This window comes from Streptosporangium sp. NPDC000563 (genome assembly GCF_040299985.1).
GTDB lineage: Bacteria > Actinomycetota > Actinomycetes > Streptosporangiales > Streptosporangiaceae > Streptosporangium.
Map to the genome: position 1 here is coordinate 142,359 of NZ_JBEPDA010000019.1, position 16,924 is coordinate 159,282.

A 16,924-nucleotide genomic window follows, 5' to 3' on the forward strand; every position below is an offset into this window, starting at 1 on the left:
TCGGCAGGAAAACCATCCTGTTTAACCTGATAGAGGACCATATGATTTGTCGATGGTTTCTGGTTTCTACCTGCGATTCCCCCACATCTCCCATGAGACGCTCACCTTCGTCGCCGACGACGACGTGTGGGCGGCCCCGGCGGACGGCGGCCGTGCGTGGCGTCTCTCCCTGGACCGAGCCCCCGCGAGCCACCCTCGTCTCTCGCCAGGCGGTACCAGGGTCGCCTGGACCGGTGTCCGTGACGGCGCTCCCGAGGTCTACCTGGCGGACCTGGAGTCCGGTTCCGCGGAGCGGCTGACCTACTGGGGAGACGCGCGGACGCGGACGCGCGGCTGGACGCCGGACGGCGAGGTCCTCGCGATCAGCGCGACCGGCCAGCCGTTCGCTTCGCAGACCTGGGCCTACGCGCTCGGTGAGGGACGGGTCGAGCGGCTGCCGTACGGCCCGGTCAACGACCTGTCGATGGCGGGGGGAACCGCGGGGGACACAGTGGCGCTGCTCGCCGGAGGGCTTCCCCGCGACCCCGCGGTCTGGAAGCGCTACCGGGGCGGCACGGCGGGCCGCCTGTGGGTGCGGCGCGGCGACGGTGACTTCACCCGGATCCTGACCGACCTGAACGGCCACCTCGCGAGCCCGATGCTCGTCGGGGGGCGGCTCGTCTTCCTCTCCGACCACGAGGGCATCGGCAACCTCTACTCCTGCGACCTGGACGGCGGCGGCCTGCGCCGCCACACCGATCACGAGGTCTTCTACGCCCGGCACGCCACCACCGACGGGACCCGGATCGTCTACCAGAACGCCGGAGACCTCTACCTCCTGGACGATCTCGACGCCGAGGCCCGCAAACTCGACGTCACCCTCGGCTCCCCGCTGCGCGGGCGGCAGCCGTACCAGGTCAACGCGGGCAGGCGGTTGCACGACCTGGCCGTGGACGCGACCGGGCGCGCCAGCGCGGTGGAGGTCCAGGGAACGGTGCACTGGGTGACGCACCGGGACGGCCCTGCGCGGCAGCTCAGCGACGGCCTGTCGGCGGGGCGGCCCCGCATGCTCGGCGACGACCGCGTGGTGTGGGTCTTCGACGACGGCGAGACGCAGGGGCTGGAGATCGTCCCGGCGGGCGGCGGGGAGAGCCGCAGGATCGCCGTGGGGACGCTGGGCGAGGTCGGTGACCTCGCCGTCGCGCCCGACGGGAACACGATCGCGGTGACCGCCAGGAACGGACGGCTGCTCCTGGTCGACGTGGCCTCCGGCGAGGCCGTGGAGCTGGCCAGGGCCGAAGGGGAGATCCACGGCCTGACCTGGTCACCCGACTCGGCCTGGCTGGCCTGGTCGCACCCCGACGGCCCCCAGCTGCGCAGGATCAGGCTGGCGAGGGTGGCGGACCGGGTCGTCACCGATGTCACCGACGGCCGGTTCGTGGACATCTCACCCGCTTTCGCGGGTGACTATCTGGCGTTCCTGTCGCGACGCGGCTTCGACCCGGTCTACGACGCGCACTCCTTCGACATGTCCTTCCCCTTCGGTTACCGGCCCTACCTGGTGCCGCTGTCCGCGTCCACGCCGTCCCCGTTCGCGCCCAGCGCCGCGGGAAGGGCGGCCGACCCCGACTCGGACTCGGGTTCCGGCCCCGACGGCGACGGCAAGAGCGACGGCGCGCTCACCGTGGACCTGGAGGGCATCGCCGCCAGGGTCGTGCAGGTTCCGGTGCCCGAGGGCCGCTACTCGGACCTGCGCGCGGTCAAGGGCGGGTTCGTCTGGCTGCGGGAGCCGCTGGCGGGGGAGCTCGGCGAGGACAGGGACGAGGTGGGCGGCGAGGCGCCCCGCCCGGCGCTGGACCGCTACGACCTGGTCAAGCGCGAGTGGAAGGAAGTGGTCGACAAGCTCGACTGGTACCGGGTGAGCGGTGACGGCACACAGCTCGTCGTCAGCGACAAGGGCACGCTCACGGTTCGTCCCGCCGGGGGCAAGCAGGGCGGCAAGAACGGTGACGACGCGACCGTCGACCTGTCCAGGATCCGGATCACCGCCGACCCGCGCGTCCTGCGGCGGCACGCCTACGCCCAGGCGGGCCGCAGGATGCGCGCCGACTTCTGGGTCGAGGACATGGCCGACGTCGACTGGGAGAACGTACTGGAGGAGTACCGGCCGCTGGTGGACCGGGTCGCCACCGCCGACGACTTCGCCGACCTGCTCTGGGAGGTTCTGGGGGAGCTGGGCAGCTCGCACGCCTACGTCGACGCCGCTCCCTGGGGCTACCCGGCCTCAGAACCGGTCGGGCTGCTCGGCGCCGACCTCTCCAGGGGCGACGACGGCCGCTGGCAGGTGGACCGGGTGCTGCCCGCGGAGTCCTCCGACGTGCACGCCCGCTCGCCGCTCGCCGGTCCGGGGGCGGGCGTCCAGCCGGGAGAGGCACTGCTCGCGGTCGACGGGCGCCCGGTGCCGCCGGAGGGACCCGCGCGGCTGCTGGTCGGCGCCGCCGACAAGCCGGTCGAGCTGACCCTGGGCGGCGGGCGGCGGGTGGTCGTCACACCGCTCCGCGACGACCGGCGCCTGCGCTACCAGCACTGGGTGGCCCGATGCCGGGCACGGGTCAGGGAGCTCGGCGGCGGACGCCTCGGCTACCTGCACATCCCGGACATGGTGGCCGAGGGCTGGGCGCAGTTCCACCGTGACCTGCGCAGAGAGATGACCTTCGAAGGGCTCGTGGTGGACGTACGGGGGAACCGCGGCGGCCACACCTCCGAGCTGGTCATCGAGAAGCTGATCCGCCGGGTCATCGCCTGGGACCTGCCCAGGGGCATGACACCGATCACCTATCCCGAGGACGCGCCGCGCGGTCCGCTCGTCGCGATCACCGACCAGAACGCCGGATCCGACGGCGACATCGTCACCGCGGCCTTCAAGATCCACAAGCTCGGGCCCGTGGTGGGCACCCGCACCTGGGGAGGCGTCATCGGTATCGAGGACGCCCACCGCCTGGTCGACGGCTCGCGCGTCACCGTGCCCAAGTACTCCTTCTGGTTCGAGGAGCTCGGCTGGGGCGTGGAGAACTACGGTGTCGATCCCGACGTCGAGGTCGACATCGCCCCCGACGACTGGGCACAGGACAGGGATCCGCAGATCGAGGAGGCGGTACGGCTCGTGCTGGCCGCGCTGGAGGAGCGTCCGGCGGCGACCCCGCCCGATCGCTCCACCCGGCCCTCCCGGCGGCGTCCCGCGCTGCCACCCCGCCAGTAGTTGACATTTGTCACCCGGAACACCGTAAAGATCACCGTTTTCCGGTGATATCCACGACTACCTGGTCAAATGCCGGACGACGACGATTGTCGTCATGAGAACACCACAGGTGACGGATCCGCCGGGCCTCGACAGTGTGATCGAGGTCGGCGGGCTCCGGCAGGCGTACGGCGACTTCGAGGCGGTGCGCGGCGTCTCCTTCGACGTCCCGAGGGGCGAGTTGTTCGCCCTGCTCGGCACGAACGGCGCAGGCAAGACCACCACCGTGGAGGTCCTGGAGGGTTTCAGGGCCCCCACCGACGGCAGCGTCCGGGTGCTCGGGCTCGACCCGGTCAGGCAGCGCCGGACGCTGCGGCCCCGGGTGGGGATCATGCTGCAGGAGGGCGGCTTCCTCGGTGACCTCACGGTCGCGGAGACCGTCGGCCTGTGGGAGGGGCTGAGCCGCGACACGGGCCGTACCGCCGCCTCCGCGAGGACGTTCTCCCTTCCCGGCCGGCGCAGGGGCACGGATCCGGGGACCATGGACGCACTGGAGGCGGCGGGGCTGGCCAGGAAGGCGAGGACCAGGGTCCGGCAGCTCTCCGGCGGCCAGCGGCGCAGGCTCGACCTCGCACTGGCGGTGATCTCCCGGCCGGAGGTGCTCTTCCTGGACGAGCCGACCACCGGCATGGACCCCGAGGCGCGTCGCGCCACCTGGAAGGTGATCGAGGACCTGCGGGCGGGGGGCACCACGGTGCTGCTCACCACCCACTACCTGGAGGAGGCCGAGCGCCTCGCCAACCGGCTGGCCATCATGCACGAGGGCCGGATCCACCTCCAGGGCACCGTCGAGGAGGTGGTGGCCGGCTCCGGCGACCGGATCTCCTTCCGCCTTCCCGGCATCTCCTGGACCTTCGGCGAACTGCCCCCGCTGGACGGCGTATCCCCCGTACTGACCTACGGCGGCGACACGGGCGATACGGGGGTCGCCTACACCCTGACCGGCGCGCGGGCGGCGGCCCGCGCGCACGCGGCGGTCCGGCTGCTGCTGGACTGGGCCGACGCGCGGGGCGAGACCCTGGAACGGCTGGCCGTACGCCGGGGAACCCTGGAGGACGTCTTCCTGCGGGTGGCAGGGGAGGCGTCGCCGGCCGGGGACGCCGGAGACGACGGTACGGATCGGCGGGCCGGCGGCGGGCCGGTGGCGGCAGGACCGGCGAGAAGGGGCGAGTGACCATGAGAACCGACGTGCTGCACGCGATCAGGCTCGCGAGGATCGATCTCACCCTGGTGAGCAGGAACACCACGGTCCTGTTCAACGTGCTCCTGCTGCCGCTCCTGATGGCCTGGCTGTACACCCAGGCGGTCGGCGCCGAGAAGATCGACGGCGTGGCCGGGAGGCTTTTCGTCCTGGCCGGGCTGCCAGGGGTGCTGCTGGTGTTCGCGGTCTTCGTCAACCTGGTGAACTCCTTCACCGCCCGGCGTGAGGAACTGGTGCTCAAGCGGCTGCGCGCGAGCCAGCCGTCGGGGCCGGCGATCCTCGGTGGCGGCGCCCTCGGGGCACTCGTGCTCTATCTCGCCCAGGTGGCGCTTCTGGCCGTCTGGATGCGGCGGGCCGAGGGGGTCACGCCGGCGAACGTGCCGATGCTCGTGACCGTCGCCGTCCTGGGAGTCGCGCTGTTCTGCCTGCTCGCCGCCGCCTTCTCCGGCCTCACGCCGAACGCCGAACTCGCCCAGGTCACGGTGCTGCCGGTGCTCCTGCTCGTGCTGGTCGGCGCCCCGATCGCGTTCCCCGCGGATACTCTGCCCGGTGTGCTGGGCCACGTCGCCGCCCTGCTTCCCGCGACTCCGATCGTGGAGATCGCGCGTACCGCCTTCCTGGGCGGTGACCACATCTCCGGGGGCGGCGAGGCGCTGAGCACGGGCGGGCAGTGGGTGGCCGCGCTGCCCTCGTTCGCGATCCTGCTGGCCTGGATCGCGGTGGCCGGGCTGCTGGCCCGATGGCTGTTCCGCTGGGAACCTCGGCACGGCTAACGTGCATAACGAGATGCCGGCCGACTTCGCGAGACAAGGGATGAGGCGCCTCGCGCGCCTCGTCCCCTTCGCGTTCTCCACGCACCGTGTTCCCGCCGCCCCCGCCGCCCCCGCCGTTCCCGCCGCCCCTTCCGGGCTTTCCGCGAGAAGGCGGCGCTCGTCCGTCCAGCGGCTCCGCCGGATGACCGTCTTCTCCCTCACCATGGGCCTCGTCCTCGCCTGGATCAGCCCTCTCGCCGAGCTGGCGAACGAGGACGGGGGAGGCAGGCCCTCGCTGCTGACCGTCGGGATACCGGGTCTGGTGATCTTCAGCCTCCTGTACCTGAGGATCCTCAGAGCGGCCCTGGACGGAACCGGCGCGCGAGGCGAGATCGTCGCCTCGGCCGTGGTCGCGGTGGCCCTCATGCTGACCCAGGACGGCGGTCCCTGGTCCTGGGGGCTGCTCGGTCCGGCGTGGGTGTCGGGCGCCGCGCTGCTGCTCGGCAGGTCCGCCACGATCGTCGCCGCCGTCGCGGCGACCGCCGCCGGACTGTTCCTCGCGTGGCCGGGAGAGGGGATCGCCGAGGTGCTCGCGGCACCGTACGAGGAGAGTTCCCTGCCCGGCATCGGCGCCTACCTCGGGGTGGCCGCGGCGGCGCCGTGGTCGAACCGGTTCCAGCTCTGGTTCTGGCAGCTGTTCAGGGCCGCGGAGGAGGGCAAGGAGGCGCGGGCCAGGCTCGCCGTCACCGAGGAGCGGCTCCGCTTCTCCCGCGACCTGCACGATCTGGTCGGGCACAGCCTCTCCGCGATCGCCGTCAAGAGCGAGGTGGCCTCCAAGCTGTCGGGGGTGGACGCCGGGCGGGCGGCGAGGGAGATGGACGAGGTGAGGACCCTCGCGCGGCAGACGCTCAAGGAGATCCGCGGGGTGGTACGCGGCTACCGGACGGTCGACCTCACCGCCGAGCTGCGCGCGATGACCGCGGTGCTGGAGGCGGGCGACATCCGCTGCACCCTGGAGACACCGCGCGAACAGGTGCCCGAGGGGACGGCCACCCTGCTGGCCTGGGTGGTGAGGGAGGGCACCACCAACGTGCTGCGGCACAGCTCCGCCACTCGGTGCCGTATCACGATCACCCTCCGCGGGGGAGATGCCGTGCTGGAGATGACCAACGACGGGGTGGACGAGGACGGGGGTGGCGACGGGGTGGACGGCCGGGGTGGTACCGGCCTCCTCGGGCTCTCGGAGCGGGTCGCCGCCATCGGCGGGACCGTCACGACGGGCCCGGGCGGTCCCGGGACGTTCAGGCTGCGGGCGACGATCCCGCTGGAGGGAGAACGATGATCCAGACGATGGCCGTCGTGCCGGGCCGTCCCACCGTCTCGTACCGTCTCGCCGTGCGGGGCTGTCCGGTCGAGGTGGGGCGTCCCGGTGGGGTGAGCGGTCCGGTCGAGGTGGGCCGTTCCGGCGGGGTGAGTGGTCGGGGCGAGGCGGGCCGTCTCGCCGTGCCGGGCTGTCGGGCAGAGGAGGCATGGTGATCCGGACACTGCTCGCCGACGACGAGCACCTGGTCAGGAAGGCGATCGCCACCCTGCTCGGCCTGGAGCCGGACATCGAGGTGGTGGCGGAGGTGGCGAGGGGAGACCTGGTGGCGGCGGCCGTGCTGGAGCACCGGCCCGATGTGGTCGTGCTGGACATCGAGATGCCGGGGATGGACGGGCTGAGCGTCGCCGAGACGCTGCGGGGCCACGCGGTGCTGATGCTGACCAGCTTCGGGCGGCCCGGATACCTGCGGCGGGCGCTCGCGGCAGGGGTGCGCGGCTTCGTCCCCAAGGACGCCTCCGCCGACGAACTGGCGACGGCGATCCGCAAGGTCCACGCGGGTGGGCGCTATCTCGACCCGGAGATGGCCGCCTCGGCGATGATGGCGGGGGAGAACCCTCTCACCGAGCGCGAGCGCGGCTCTCTGGAGCTGGCCGCGCAGGGCGCCTCGGTCGCCGAGATCGCCGTCGCGCTCCACCTCACCCAGGGCACCGTACGCAACTACCTGTCCAGCGCCATCACCAAGCTGGGCGCGACCAACCGGATCACCGCGATCCGGGCCGCCCAACAAAAAGGTTGGCTTTAAACGCGTTTTCTCCTTCGAATCGGGCAAGGGACTCCCGTGTTCGCCGGAAGATCGACGTCAGGGACGAGGGAGGTTCGCACCTTCTGGTAGGAGTGACGACCTTCTTCCGCGCGGTGACATCGGATGAACGCGATGCGTGACCAGTCGGCGGGTGACGCGTCGCCGTGGTGCCGGGCCGGTTTCTCCGTGGCCGGGCGTGAGGAGGAGGCATGCGCGTCTCTGGTAACCCCCGGGCTCAGGTGGTCGGCGTCGGGAATCGTCTCGACGTGGGAACCGTGGCCCGGGTGCGCCCGCGACTGCACGAGGCGGTCGACTCGGGGCGGGGCGACCTGATCGTAGATCTTTCCGGGTTGGAAATGATCGACGCCACCGGTCTCGGGGTGCTGGTGGGCACGCATCGCCGCGCTGTGAGCGCGGAACGCCGCCTCATCCTGCGGAGGGTGCCGCCCAGGGTCATGCGGGTGCTGGCGGTGACCCGGCTCAACCGGGTCCTCACCGTCGAGCTTCCGGTGGCCGCGGTGGCCTGATCCGGAAGGTCGCCGGAGTTGGGGGAGTCCGGCGGCACCGGAGCACGATGTCGGAGGACGGGCACGGCGGGCCCGCCCTCGTGTCACACCGCTGTCGTACACCGCTGTGTTACGCCGCGATCAGGTCACGAAGGACCTGTGGAAGATGTGCGTGGCGGTGTCGATGAGCCTGGCGACCGGAGGTGGGTCGTCGGCCAGGACCCACTCGATGAGCAGTTCCTGGATCGCCCCGATCATCCCCAGCGCGAGGAGGTGCTGGTTGGCCTTCGTCGCCTCCGGCATGTCGGCGACGTTCGACTCGATCGTCCTGGTGAGGGCCGCGACGGCCGACTGCCTGGAGGTGAGGAGGCAGTCGCCCGCCCGGCGGACCTCCAGATGCATGATCTGCGCGCGACGCCTGTCTTCGGTGACGAAGCTGATATAGCTGGTGATTCCCGTCCTGACCCGGTCGGCCAGGGTGTCGGGGGCCTGCTCGATCGCTTTCGACATCGACTCCAGCGTCTCGCGCACGCATCGGGTGTACACGGTCTGCATCAGCTCCTCGCGTCCTGAGAAGCACTCGTAGAATGCGCGGTTGGAGATACGTGCCTCGGCACACAACCTCTCGATCGTCGTTTCGGGGAATCCGGGGTCGGAGAAGAGGGTGTACGCCGCGGAGATCAGACGCTCCCGGCGCTCCTCAAGTCGCTCCTCCGCTGACATTCCCCGGTAGGACCGTCCATTCATGTCAAGCTCCCACAGATCAGTGCGAGGTTGACAGATACTCGCTTTATCACTTCCACCTCATGGCTCTGGCCCCCGGAATCAACCATTATGGGTGCAAGATCCTTTTTGTGGAAGAGTCGCTATGTTATTTCTTGCATTATCCGTGTAAGAAGGTGACATGTCTGAGTAGTCGGTCAAGGTGTTTTCGGCCGCGGCGGAATGGGGGGGATTCGTCGCGGGCGGCGCGGGAAAGTCCGGCTCCGGGTCGTGAACCTCGGGGCACCGTTCTGTTCGAAGGCCGCTCGGCCTCAAGAGCGAAGCCAACCTCGGAAGAGCGGCCGGGGTGGCGCCGGTCCCGGTGGGCGACCGCCTAGCGAGTGAGCAGGCCCCGGTCCAGGGCCGTGGTCACGGCGGCGGTGCGGTCGGAGACGCCGAGCTTGCCGAAGACGCGCAGCAGATGGGTCTTGACCGTGGTCTCGCCGATGAACAGGGCCCTGCCGATCTCCGCGTTGGTCAGCCCCCTGGCCACCAGGGAGAGCACCTCCGTCTCACGCGGCGACAGCGACTCGGTCACCGGAGCCCGCATCCGGGTGACCAGCCTGGTCGCCACCGACGGCGACAGGACGGTCTCCCCGCGCGCCGCCGAGCGGATCGCGGCGAGCAGGTCGGCCCTGGAGGTGTCCTTCAGTAGATAGCCCGCCGCGCCGGCCTCGACCGCCCGGACGATGTCGGCGTCGGTCTCGTAGGTGGTCAGCACGATCACCCGGCTCTCCGGCCGTCCGGTGAGGATACGCGAGGTGGCGCTCACCCCGTCCCCGTCCGGCATACGCAGGTCCATCAGGATCACATCCGGGGTGAGCTCCGCTGCCCGTACGACGGCCTCGTCCCCTGAGGCCGCCTCGCCCACCACCGTGATCCCGGAGTCGGCCTCCAGCATCCCCCGAAGGCCCTCGCGGACCACCGGGTGATCGTCGACGATCATCACGCGAAGCATGTGTCACCCCTCCTGGTCGGGACGGCCGGTGCCGTCGCTCCGGCCGGTTCGGTCGGTGGGGGGAGCGGGCCGTTCCGGAGAGTCGTCGGCGGTGAGGACGGGCCGGTCGGTGGGGACGACCACCTCAAGCACCGTCCCCTCGCCGGGGAGTGCCTTCACGGTGAGGGTGCCGCCGACCTGCTCGACGCGGGCGCGCATGCCCCGCAGGCCGTACCCCTCGCCGCCGGACGGCTCGAAACCGCGTCCGTCGTCGCGTAACCCCAGCCGTACGGAGCCGTCCCGGTAGGCGATCGAGACCGCGACGGACGCCGCGTCCGCGTGCTTGCGCACGTTGGCCAGCCCTTCCTGGGCGGCGCGGACGAGCACCACCTCGGCCGAAGCGCTCAGCGGCCGGGACCTTCCGTACGCCTCGAATCCGGCGGACAGGTTCGTCTCCTCGCCGAAGCGGTTCGTCAGCCGCCGCAGCGCCTCGTCCAGGGTCGAGCCGTCCAGCGGCGCCGGGCTCAGCGTGGTGACCAGCAGGCGGGCCTCGGTGAGGTTCTCCCGCGCCGTCCGCATGGCCAACGCCAGGTGGCGGGACGGGTCGGGCTGCGCCTCGGCCGCCTGGAGCAGCATGATGATGCTGGTGAACCCCTGAGCCAGGGTGTCATGGATCTCCCCGGCGAGCCGTTCGCGCTCCGCCTGCGCCCCGCGCTCGGCCGAGAGCGTGGACACCTTCGCCCGGCTGCTCTCCAACTCCTCGATGAGCGCGGCCCGCTCCTCGCTCTGCCGGGTGATCCGCTCCATCCAGATGCCGAACGTGGCGGAGAAGACGACGACGATCGTGGCGGCCACCAGGAAGTTGAACGGCTCCGCTCCCTCGACCAGGAACAGGTAGCGGATCATCGCGGGGAGGTTCAGCGCGGTCACGGCGATCATCGCCCGCCTGGCGGGGAAGACCATGAAACACTGCGGGCAGAGCCCGAACAGGGCGTAGGTCGCGTACGACGCGGTGAGTCCCGGGGGAGTGAACAGCGCGATCAACAGACCGATGTAGACCGCCCCCCGCAGCCGGTCACCGCGGATGATCGCCGGACGGCCGAACAGGACATAGAGCGGCAGGATCGCGCCCAGGCAGCTCGCCACGATCACCTTCTCGCGCACGGGCACGTCGATGACGAACGCGGTCGAGGTGGGCAGGAGGAGCCCGAAGGCCAGAAGCAACTCCCAGCCGCGCAGCGACTCCCACGCGTGCGGTTCGGTCCTTCGGGCGGAGGGCTCGGTGCGGTCGGCGAGACTCACCCGTCTCGGCGGCTCTTCCAGCGGAACGTCATCAGGCACAGCACCAGTCCTCCGACCGCCCAGGCTCCCAGGACCAGGGCGACCCGGTTGAGTTCGTACGAGTTCGCGACTTCAAGTGTGGCACCGGCGTCCCCCATGAAGACCGACCGGAACCCCTGGCACATCCACTTGAGCGGGAAGAGCGAGGCGATGTTCACCAGCCAGGACGGCAGCTGTCCGATGGGGATGAACACCCCGGAGATGAACTGCAGCACCACGAACGGCATCGCGATCACCGCGGAGGCGCTCTTGGCCGACCGGGGCAGGCTGCTGATCGCGACACCGAGCAGGGCCGAGCCGGCCACGCCGAGCACGAACACCCAGGCGAAGGTCACCCACCGGAACGTCTCCGACGGCAGCTTCAGGCCGAACAGCGCGACCCCGATCGCGAGCAGGATGACGACCTGCAGGAAGGAGACGAACAGGGTGTTGAGGGCCTTGCCGATGAAGTAGGAGGTGCGCGGCAGCGGGGTGCCCGCCAGCCGTTTGAGCGTGCCGTCGTCGCGGTCCACCGCGATGTTGATCCCGAGGTTCTGGAACCCCGTCATCGCGGCGGTCCCGATGAGCCCGGCCACATACAGCTGGGAGACGGTGAGGCCGGTCCCCTCCATCTCACCGGAGAAGATCGACCCGAAGATCACCAATATGATGATCGGGAAGGCGAAACTGAAGATCACCGCGTCTCGCTCGCGAAAGAACATCCTGTTCTCGACGACCGTCCGTGACAGCCCCAGTCGCATCACGGAAGGTTGCCCGACGGATGACGCCGGGGCGGAGGGGCGGGCAAGGGTCTGGCTCATCTGGTCGGTCACCTCGGGGGATCGGTTCGCGCTCGTACGGGAGACGGTCGGGCGGGGGGCTCGATGAGGCGGAGGTAGACGTCCTCCAGGGTGGGACGGGTCACGGCCAGTTCGGGGACCTCTCCGTCGAAGCGACGGGTCAGCTCCAGCACGGTCCTGGTCGGCGTGTCCGTCTCCAGGAAGTGGCGCTCACCCGCGTCGGACCAGCTCACCAGTGCCTTGCCGGCGGCCCTGCCGCCCAGCGTCTTCGGCTCGCCCTCGGCCACGATCCGCCCCCCGGCGACCACCGCCACCCGGTCGGCGAGCGCCTCGGCCTCGTCCAGGTAGTGGGTGGTCAGCACGATCGTGGTGCCGTCGCGGGCCAGGCTCTCGATCAGCTCCCAGAACCGCCTGCGAGCCTCCGGGTCGAACCCGGTGGTCGGCTCGTCCAGGAAGAGCAGCTCCGGATCGCCGATCACCCCGAGCGCGACGTCCACCCGGCGCCGCTGCCCGCCCGAGAGCTTCCGGATGCGCTGGTCGGCCTTCTCGGTGAGCCCGACCTGCTCGATCACCTCGTCCGGGTTCTTGGCGCCGGGGTAGTAGCCTGCAAAATGCCGTACGGTCTCCCGCACGGTCGCCTCGGCCACGTCGTTGGCCGTCTGCAGCACGATGCCGATCCGTGAGCGCCACGCGCGGGTGGGCCTGCCGGGGTCGACCCCCAGGACGCTCACCTCCCCGGCGTCCCTGGAGCGGTGCCCCTCCATGATCTCCACCATGGTGGACTTCCCCGCCCCGTTCGGGCCGAGGATCGCGAACACCTCGCCCGCGCGGATGTCGAGATCGACTCCTGCGACGGCCTGAACGTCGCCGTAGCGCTTGGTCAGACCTCTCACTCTTACCGCTGTGTCCATGTGCCAAGCGTCGCGTCCACGCGGTTCTCGCGGTACCGACGTTCGACGGAGCCCCGTGTCCACCGAACGGAGGACACGGGGCCCGTCGTTTCTCTCTCGATCGGCGGCGTGCCGCGACGGACGGCCGCTTCATGCGTTCGGTCTCAGGCCGGATGATCCGGACGTGGTGCACATCGAGCGTGCCACCGGCACACCGTATTTGAAGAGCGATTCAGAAGGTGCGGGATAACCACTGATATTCGGCTGTTTTCCGGCAGTCGCATTGCTCGTCGAGAATTCAGTAACGCCTGTCGCGAAAAGGGTGGCCGAGCTTGAGTGGCGGACTGGGAAGAAGGGAGGCGGAAATGTCGATCAATGATCGACCGGTGACCCCGTCGGGTGCCGAATGGCGCGAGAGCGCGCGGTAATGGCCAGGGTGGTGCCCGCGTCGAGGTGGCGCGGAAACCCGGCCGGTGTCGTCGCCGTGCGCGACGGCGAGGATCCGAACGGCCTCGCCCTGGACTTCGCACCCAAAAAGTGGTCGGCGTTCCCGGGCGGGGAGCTCTGCGTGCCGTGACAGCCGTCGGATTCCGTTTCGCACGCCTCCTCCGGGCCTCGGCGGCACTCAGCTCGTCAGAACAGGGTGTCCTCGCGTTCGATGCCGCGCAGCTCGTCGTAGTCGAGGGTGACGCAGCGGATGCCTCTGTCCTCGGCCAGGGTCTTGGCCTGGGGCGCGATGCTCTGGGCGGCGAGGATTCCGGAGACCGGGGCGAGCAGGGGGTCGCGGTTCATCAGCTCCAGATAGCGGGTGAGCTGTTCCACGGCGTCGATGCCGGCGCGGCGCTTGAGCTCCACGGCGACGGACGCGCCCGTGTGGTCGCGGCAGAGAATGTCGACGGGGCCGATCGCCGTCATGTATTCGCGGCGGACGAGCGTCCAGCCCGCGCCCAGGGTGGTGATGTGCTCGGCGAGCAGCTCCTGCAGGTGGGCCTCGACCCCGTCCTTGATCAGGCCCGGGTCCACGCCCAGCTCGTGGCTGGTGTCGTGGATGATCTCCTCCATGGTGAGGACGAGCTTCTCGCCGGTCTTGCCGTGGGTCACCGTCCAGGTGCCCTCCTCCTCGCGGAGCTTGCACGGCGGGTTCATCCAGTTCAGCGGCTTGAAGGCCCGGTCGTCGGCATGGATCGAGACGCTGCTGTCGGCCTTGATGAGAATGAGCCGGGGTGCCATCGGAAGATGGGCGGTGAGTTTCCCGACGTAATCCACGCTGCACCGAGCTATGACCAGACGCATGACCGAACCCTATCGGCCCGCGGGGACCCCGGTCCCCGTGATCCATCCGGACGGCCCGCCGGCGGGCCGCCGGCGGTTGGGGCGTGACTCCCCGCTCGTACGGGAGTCGTACGGGCGGGGAGTCACGCCGAGAGGTCAGCGCACCGCCTCGGAGAGCTTGACGCGGGCGCCCGTACGCAGGACCGCGCGGCTGTAGATGCGGGCGCCGAGCATGAGGGTGCCCACCGTCGCGAGGAGCATCAGGACCGCCGCCAGGGCGATCTCCCAGGCGAACACCTCGCCTCCGGCCATCCGGACCGGCATGACCATCGAGGAGAACGGCGGCACCAGCGAGAGGATCCTGGCCACCGGGCTGCTCGGCTGGACCGCCGCGAAGTAGGCCACCAGGTAGGTGACCATCATGAGCATCGTCATCGGGGTGAGGACGCTGTTCGCGTCCTCCTGCCTGGACACCAGAGATCCGAGCGCCGCCGCCATCGCGGCGAAGAAGGCGTATCCGAGGACGAACCAGAACAGCGCGCTGACCACGATGCCCGTCATCCCCGGGGGCAGGTCGGCCGCGAGACCGGTCGCCGCCGCCGCGCCGAGACCGGCCACGATGATCACGACCATGTTGGCGAGCGCGAGCGCGCCCAGCCCCACGATCTTGCCGCCGAGCAGCTGCCAGGGACGGACCGAGGTGAGCAGGATCTCCACGATCCGGCTGCCCTTCTCCTCGACCACGCCCATGGCGACGTACATGGAGGAGTAGATGAGCAGGAAGAACAGCACCATGACCAGCAGGGACGCGATGCCCACCCGCACGCCCGCGTAGCGGGTGTCGGCTCCGATGGAGACCTGCTCCAGAGGGGCGACCCGCATCGCCTCCGCCACCTTGGCCGGGTCCAGGCCCGCCTCGCCCAGCCGCCTCTCGGTCTGGGCGGCCTGGTTCGCGCTCTCCAGCAGCAGACCGAGGTCGCGGTCCACCTCGCCGTCGGCGAGCACCTTGCGGCCGTCCACCACGGCGGCGTCGACGTCGCCCGCGGTGACCGCGGCGCTCGCGGCGGCCTCGTCGGGGAACTCCCTGACGGTGAGCTCCACGTCCTTGGCCGCGCCGGTCAGGGCCGGCCGCAGCGCCTGCGACTGCGCTCCGGCGAGCCCCACGGTGTAGGAGTCGGGTCCGGAGAAGAGCCTGGGCAGGAACGCCAGTGCCGCGACCAGCACGGCACTGACCACGAGCCCGATGACGAACGCCTTCGTACGGCCGCGCGTGACGATCTCCCGCCGTGCGACCAGCCACAACCCGTTCACGCTACGGCCTCCCTGAAGATCTCGGTGAGTGTGGGGCGCTGCCACCCGAAGTGCTCGACTCTTCCGGCCTTGGCCGCGAGGCGCAGGATCTCCTGGTCGTCGCCGTCGACGCCCGCGACGAGGACCTCGTCGCCCTTCTCGACGACCTCTCCCGGCAGGGAGGTGGCCCAGCCGGGGGAGGCGTCCCTGACGACCACCCTGAGCAGGCCGCGTCCCTCACGGTCGCGCAGCTCCTCGACCGTTCCGCTCGCCACCATGCGACCGGAGGAGATGATGCCGACCGAGTCGCAGAGCCGTTCGACGAGGTCCAGCTGGTGACTGGAGAAGAGCACGGGAACGCCCGCGGCGCGCCGCTCGGCGAGCACCTCGGCGAGCGAGTCGACGGCGAGCGGGTCGAGCCCGGAGAAGGGCTCGTCGAGGACGAGCGCCTCGGGATCGTGCACCAGTGCCACCGCGAGCTGCACGCGCTGCTGGTTGCCCAGGGAGAGCGCGTCCACCGCGTCGTTCGCGCGCTCGGTGAGCGAGAGACGTTCGAGCAGGTCGCCGGTGGCCTTCTTCGCCCCGCTCGCGGTCAGTCCGCTGAGCCTGCCGAAGTATTCGACCTGCTCGGCGACCTTCATCTTCTGGTACAGACCGCGCTCCTCCGGCATGTAGCCGAACCGGCGCCGGTCGTCGAACGTCAGCGCCCTGCCGTCGCGGCGCACGGAGCCCGAGTCGGCGGTCAGCACGCCCATCAGGATGCGCATCGTGGTGGTCTTGCCCGCCCCGTTGGCCCCGACGAAGCCGAACATCTCGCCGGGTTTCACGGAGAACGTCACGCCGCCCAGGGCGACCTTGTCGCCGTACCGCTTGTGCAGGTCGTCTATCTCGATCATTGGGGGGATCCCTCGGTGAGACGTCTCAACACGGAGACGTAGTCATGAAACGCCTGGCGGCCCTCATCGGTGATGGCGAGCCAGGTGCGCGGGCGCTTACCCACGAAGGCCTTCTCCACGCTCACGTAGCCGGCCTCCTCCAGGGTGATGACGTGCTTGGAGAGCAACGAGTCGCTGACCTCGATCGTGTCGCGCAGGAAGCGGAACTCGGCCTTGTCGGTGACCGAGAGCGCGGCCATGATCGACAGCCGGACGGGCGCGTGGATGACGTCGTCGAGGCCGTGCCGAGGGTGTGAGCCCGTGCCGCCCGCGGCGCTCCCGGCGCCGCGCGTCGCCCTGCCCGCGCCGTCGTCCGCCGGGCCCGGGTGTCCCGCCTCACGCGCGCTGTGGGTCTCGCTCACCGCTCCACCCGCAGCACACGCCAGGCCGCGTAGAAGATCGGGACGCTCGCGCAGACCGACAGCGCGATCAGCGCCGCGCTCCAGGCCACGCCGGGGTCGTCGGGGCGCAGGAACGCGCCGAACACGAACACGGACAAGACCAGGGCGACGTACGAGATCGTCACGGGCCCCGTCGCCTTGTTGGCCCAGGCGACCTCCGGGTCCTGAACCCTCATGCCGCCGAGATATCCGACGAACAGGACGGTGAGGACGAGCCACGCCGCCGCGGCCGTGTTTCTGGACCAGCCGGGGCCGAGGAACATGACGGGCCAGTAGACGATCGTGCCAACGCCCACGATCACGTAGAGCAGGCCGGCGAGGCGCGCCGGTCGCCGGGTGCGCCGGCCGACCTCGTCGATCCGGCGCAGGGCGTCCTCAGGTGTCAGCTCGTCCTTCACGACTCCTCCTCCGCTCATGTTCTCAAACGCTACTGGTTACTCAACTCCGATTCAAGT

The 16,924-nt window shown here is 70.4% G+C and carries 18 protein-coding genes; 8 read left to right on the forward strand and 10 right to left on the reverse strand.

Annotated elements, in window-relative coordinates:
• The first annotated feature begins 52 nt into the window (after nt 1–52).
• The 7 genes from ABT352_RS31280 to ABT352_RS31310 all read left to right on the forward strand — a co-directional run bounded on the left by ABT352_RS31280 (nt 53) and on the right by ABT352_RS31310 (nt 7,883).
• Complete coding sequence (locus ABT352_RS31280) at nt 53–3,238, forward strand: S41 family peptidase (RefSeq protein WP_350948573.1); 3,186 nt, start codon at nt 53–55, stop codon at nt 3,236–3,238.
• Between the two features lie 94 nt (nt 3,239–3,332).
• Entirely contained in the window at nt 3,333–4,451 is a 1,119-nt protein-coding gene (locus ABT352_RS31285) for an ABC transporter ATP-binding protein (RefSeq protein ID WP_350948574.1), read from the forward strand.
• 2 nt (nt 4,452–4,453) lie between these two features.
• A complete protein-coding gene (locus ABT352_RS31290) occupies nt 4,454–5,251 on the forward strand; it encodes an ABC transporter permease (RefSeq protein WP_350948604.1) in 798 nt (265 codons plus the stop codon).
• A gap of 40 nt (nt 5,252–5,291) precedes the next feature.
• Nucleotides 5,292–6,572: a sensor histidine kinase gene (locus ABT352_RS31295; RefSeq protein WP_350948575.1), complete on the forward strand. Its 1,281-nt coding sequence runs from the start codon at nt 5,292–5,294 to the stop codon at nt 6,570–6,572.
• A complete protein-coding gene (locus tag ABT352_RS31300; protein ID WP_350948576.1) occupies nt 6,569–6,766 on the forward strand; it encodes a hypothetical protein in 198 nt (65 codons plus the stop codon). Before ABT352_RS31295 ends, ABT352_RS31300 begins: the two co-directional genes overlap by 4 nt.
• Nucleotides 6,763–7,356 carry a response regulator gene (locus tag ABT352_RS31305; protein ID WP_350948605.1) on the forward strand — a complete coding sequence of 198 codons (594 nt, stop codon included), beginning with the start codon at nt 6,763–6,765 and terminating at the stop codon, nt 7,354–7,356. The genes ABT352_RS31300 and ABT352_RS31305 overlap by 4 nt, the downstream gene beginning before the upstream one ends.
• 209 nt (nt 7,357–7,565) lie before the next feature.
• Nucleotides 7,566–7,883 (forward strand): STAS domain-containing protein, encoded by a 318-nt coding sequence (locus tag ABT352_RS31310; protein WP_350948577.1) that lies wholly within the window; start codon nt 7,566–7,568, stop codon nt 7,881–7,883.
• Nucleotides 7,884–8,003: 120 nt separating this feature from the next.
• On the opposite strand, the gene ABT352_RS31315 is transcribed toward ABT352_RS31310, so the two are convergent.
• From ABT352_RS31315 to ABT352_RS31335, 5 genes are all read right to left on the reverse strand, one after another.
• Entirely contained in the window at nt 8,004–8,609 is a 606-nt protein-coding gene (locus tag ABT352_RS31315; protein ID WP_350948578.1) for a TetR/AcrR family transcriptional regulator, read from the reverse strand.
• 349 nt (nt 8,610–8,958) lie between these two features.
• Nucleotides 8,959–9,582, reverse strand: a complete 624-nt coding sequence (locus ABT352_RS31320; RefSeq protein WP_350948579.1) for a response regulator — start codon at nt 9,580–9,582, stop codon at nt 8,959–8,961.
• Nucleotides 9,583–9,585: 3 nt separating this feature from the next.
• Nucleotides 9,586–10,902, reverse strand: coding sequence for a histidine kinase (locus ABT352_RS31325; RefSeq protein WP_350948580.1), 1,317 nt, complete (start codon nt 10,900–10,902; stop codon nt 9,586–9,588).
• Nucleotides 10,860–11,702 (reverse strand): ABC transporter permease, encoded by an 843-nt coding sequence (locus ABT352_RS31330; RefSeq protein WP_350948581.1) that lies wholly within the window; start codon nt 11,700–11,702, stop codon nt 10,860–10,862. Before ABT352_RS31330 ends, ABT352_RS31325 begins: the two co-directional genes overlap by 43 nt.
• A gap of 8 nt (nt 11,703–11,710) precedes the next feature.
• A complete protein-coding gene (locus ABT352_RS31335; RefSeq protein WP_350948582.1) occupies nt 11,711–12,592 on the reverse strand; it encodes an ABC transporter ATP-binding protein in 882 nt (293 codons plus the stop codon).
• A gap of 385 nt (nt 12,593–12,977) precedes the next feature.
• Here ABT352_RS31335 and ABT352_RS31340 point away from each other — a divergent pair, with 385 nt between their 5' ends.
• On the forward strand, nt 12,978–13,148 hold the full coding sequence (locus ABT352_RS31340; RefSeq protein WP_350948583.1) for a DUF397 domain-containing protein: 171 nt from the start codon (nt 12,978–12,980) through the stop codon (nt 13,146–13,148).
• Between the two features lie 56 nt (nt 13,149–13,204).
• On the opposite strand, the gene nucS is transcribed toward ABT352_RS31340, so the two are convergent.
• The 5 genes from nucS to ABT352_RS31365 all read right to left on the reverse strand — a co-directional run bounded on the left by nucS (nt 13,205) and on the right by ABT352_RS31365 (nt 16,867).
• Entirely contained in the window at nt 13,205–13,864 is a 660-nt protein-coding gene (gene nucS, locus ABT352_RS31345) for an endonuclease NucS (RefSeq protein ID WP_350948584.1), read from the reverse strand.
• A gap of 135 nt (nt 13,865–13,999) precedes the next feature.
• On the reverse strand, nt 14,000–15,154 hold the full coding sequence (locus ABT352_RS31350; RefSeq protein WP_350948585.1) for an ABC transporter permease: 1,155 nt from the start codon (nt 15,152–15,154) through the stop codon (nt 14,000–14,002).
• Nucleotides 15,151–16,029 carry an ABC transporter ATP-binding protein gene (locus ABT352_RS31355; protein WP_350948586.1) on the reverse strand — a complete coding sequence of 293 codons (879 nt, stop codon included), beginning with the start codon at nt 16,027–16,029 and terminating at the stop codon, nt 15,151–15,153. Before ABT352_RS31355 ends, ABT352_RS31350 begins: the two co-directional genes overlap by 4 nt.
• Nucleotides 16,026–16,430: a winged helix-turn-helix domain-containing protein gene (locus ABT352_RS31360; protein WP_350948587.1), complete on the reverse strand. Its 405-nt coding sequence runs from the start codon at nt 16,428–16,430 to the stop codon at nt 16,026–16,028. The genes ABT352_RS31355 and ABT352_RS31360 overlap by 4 nt, the downstream gene beginning before the upstream one ends.
• A complete protein-coding gene (locus ABT352_RS31365; protein ID WP_350948588.1) occupies nt 16,427–16,867 on the reverse strand; it encodes a hypothetical protein in 441 nt (146 codons plus the stop codon). The genes ABT352_RS31360 and ABT352_RS31365 overlap by 4 nt, the downstream gene beginning before the upstream one ends.
• Between the last annotated feature and the right edge of the window lie 57 nt (nt 16,868–16,924).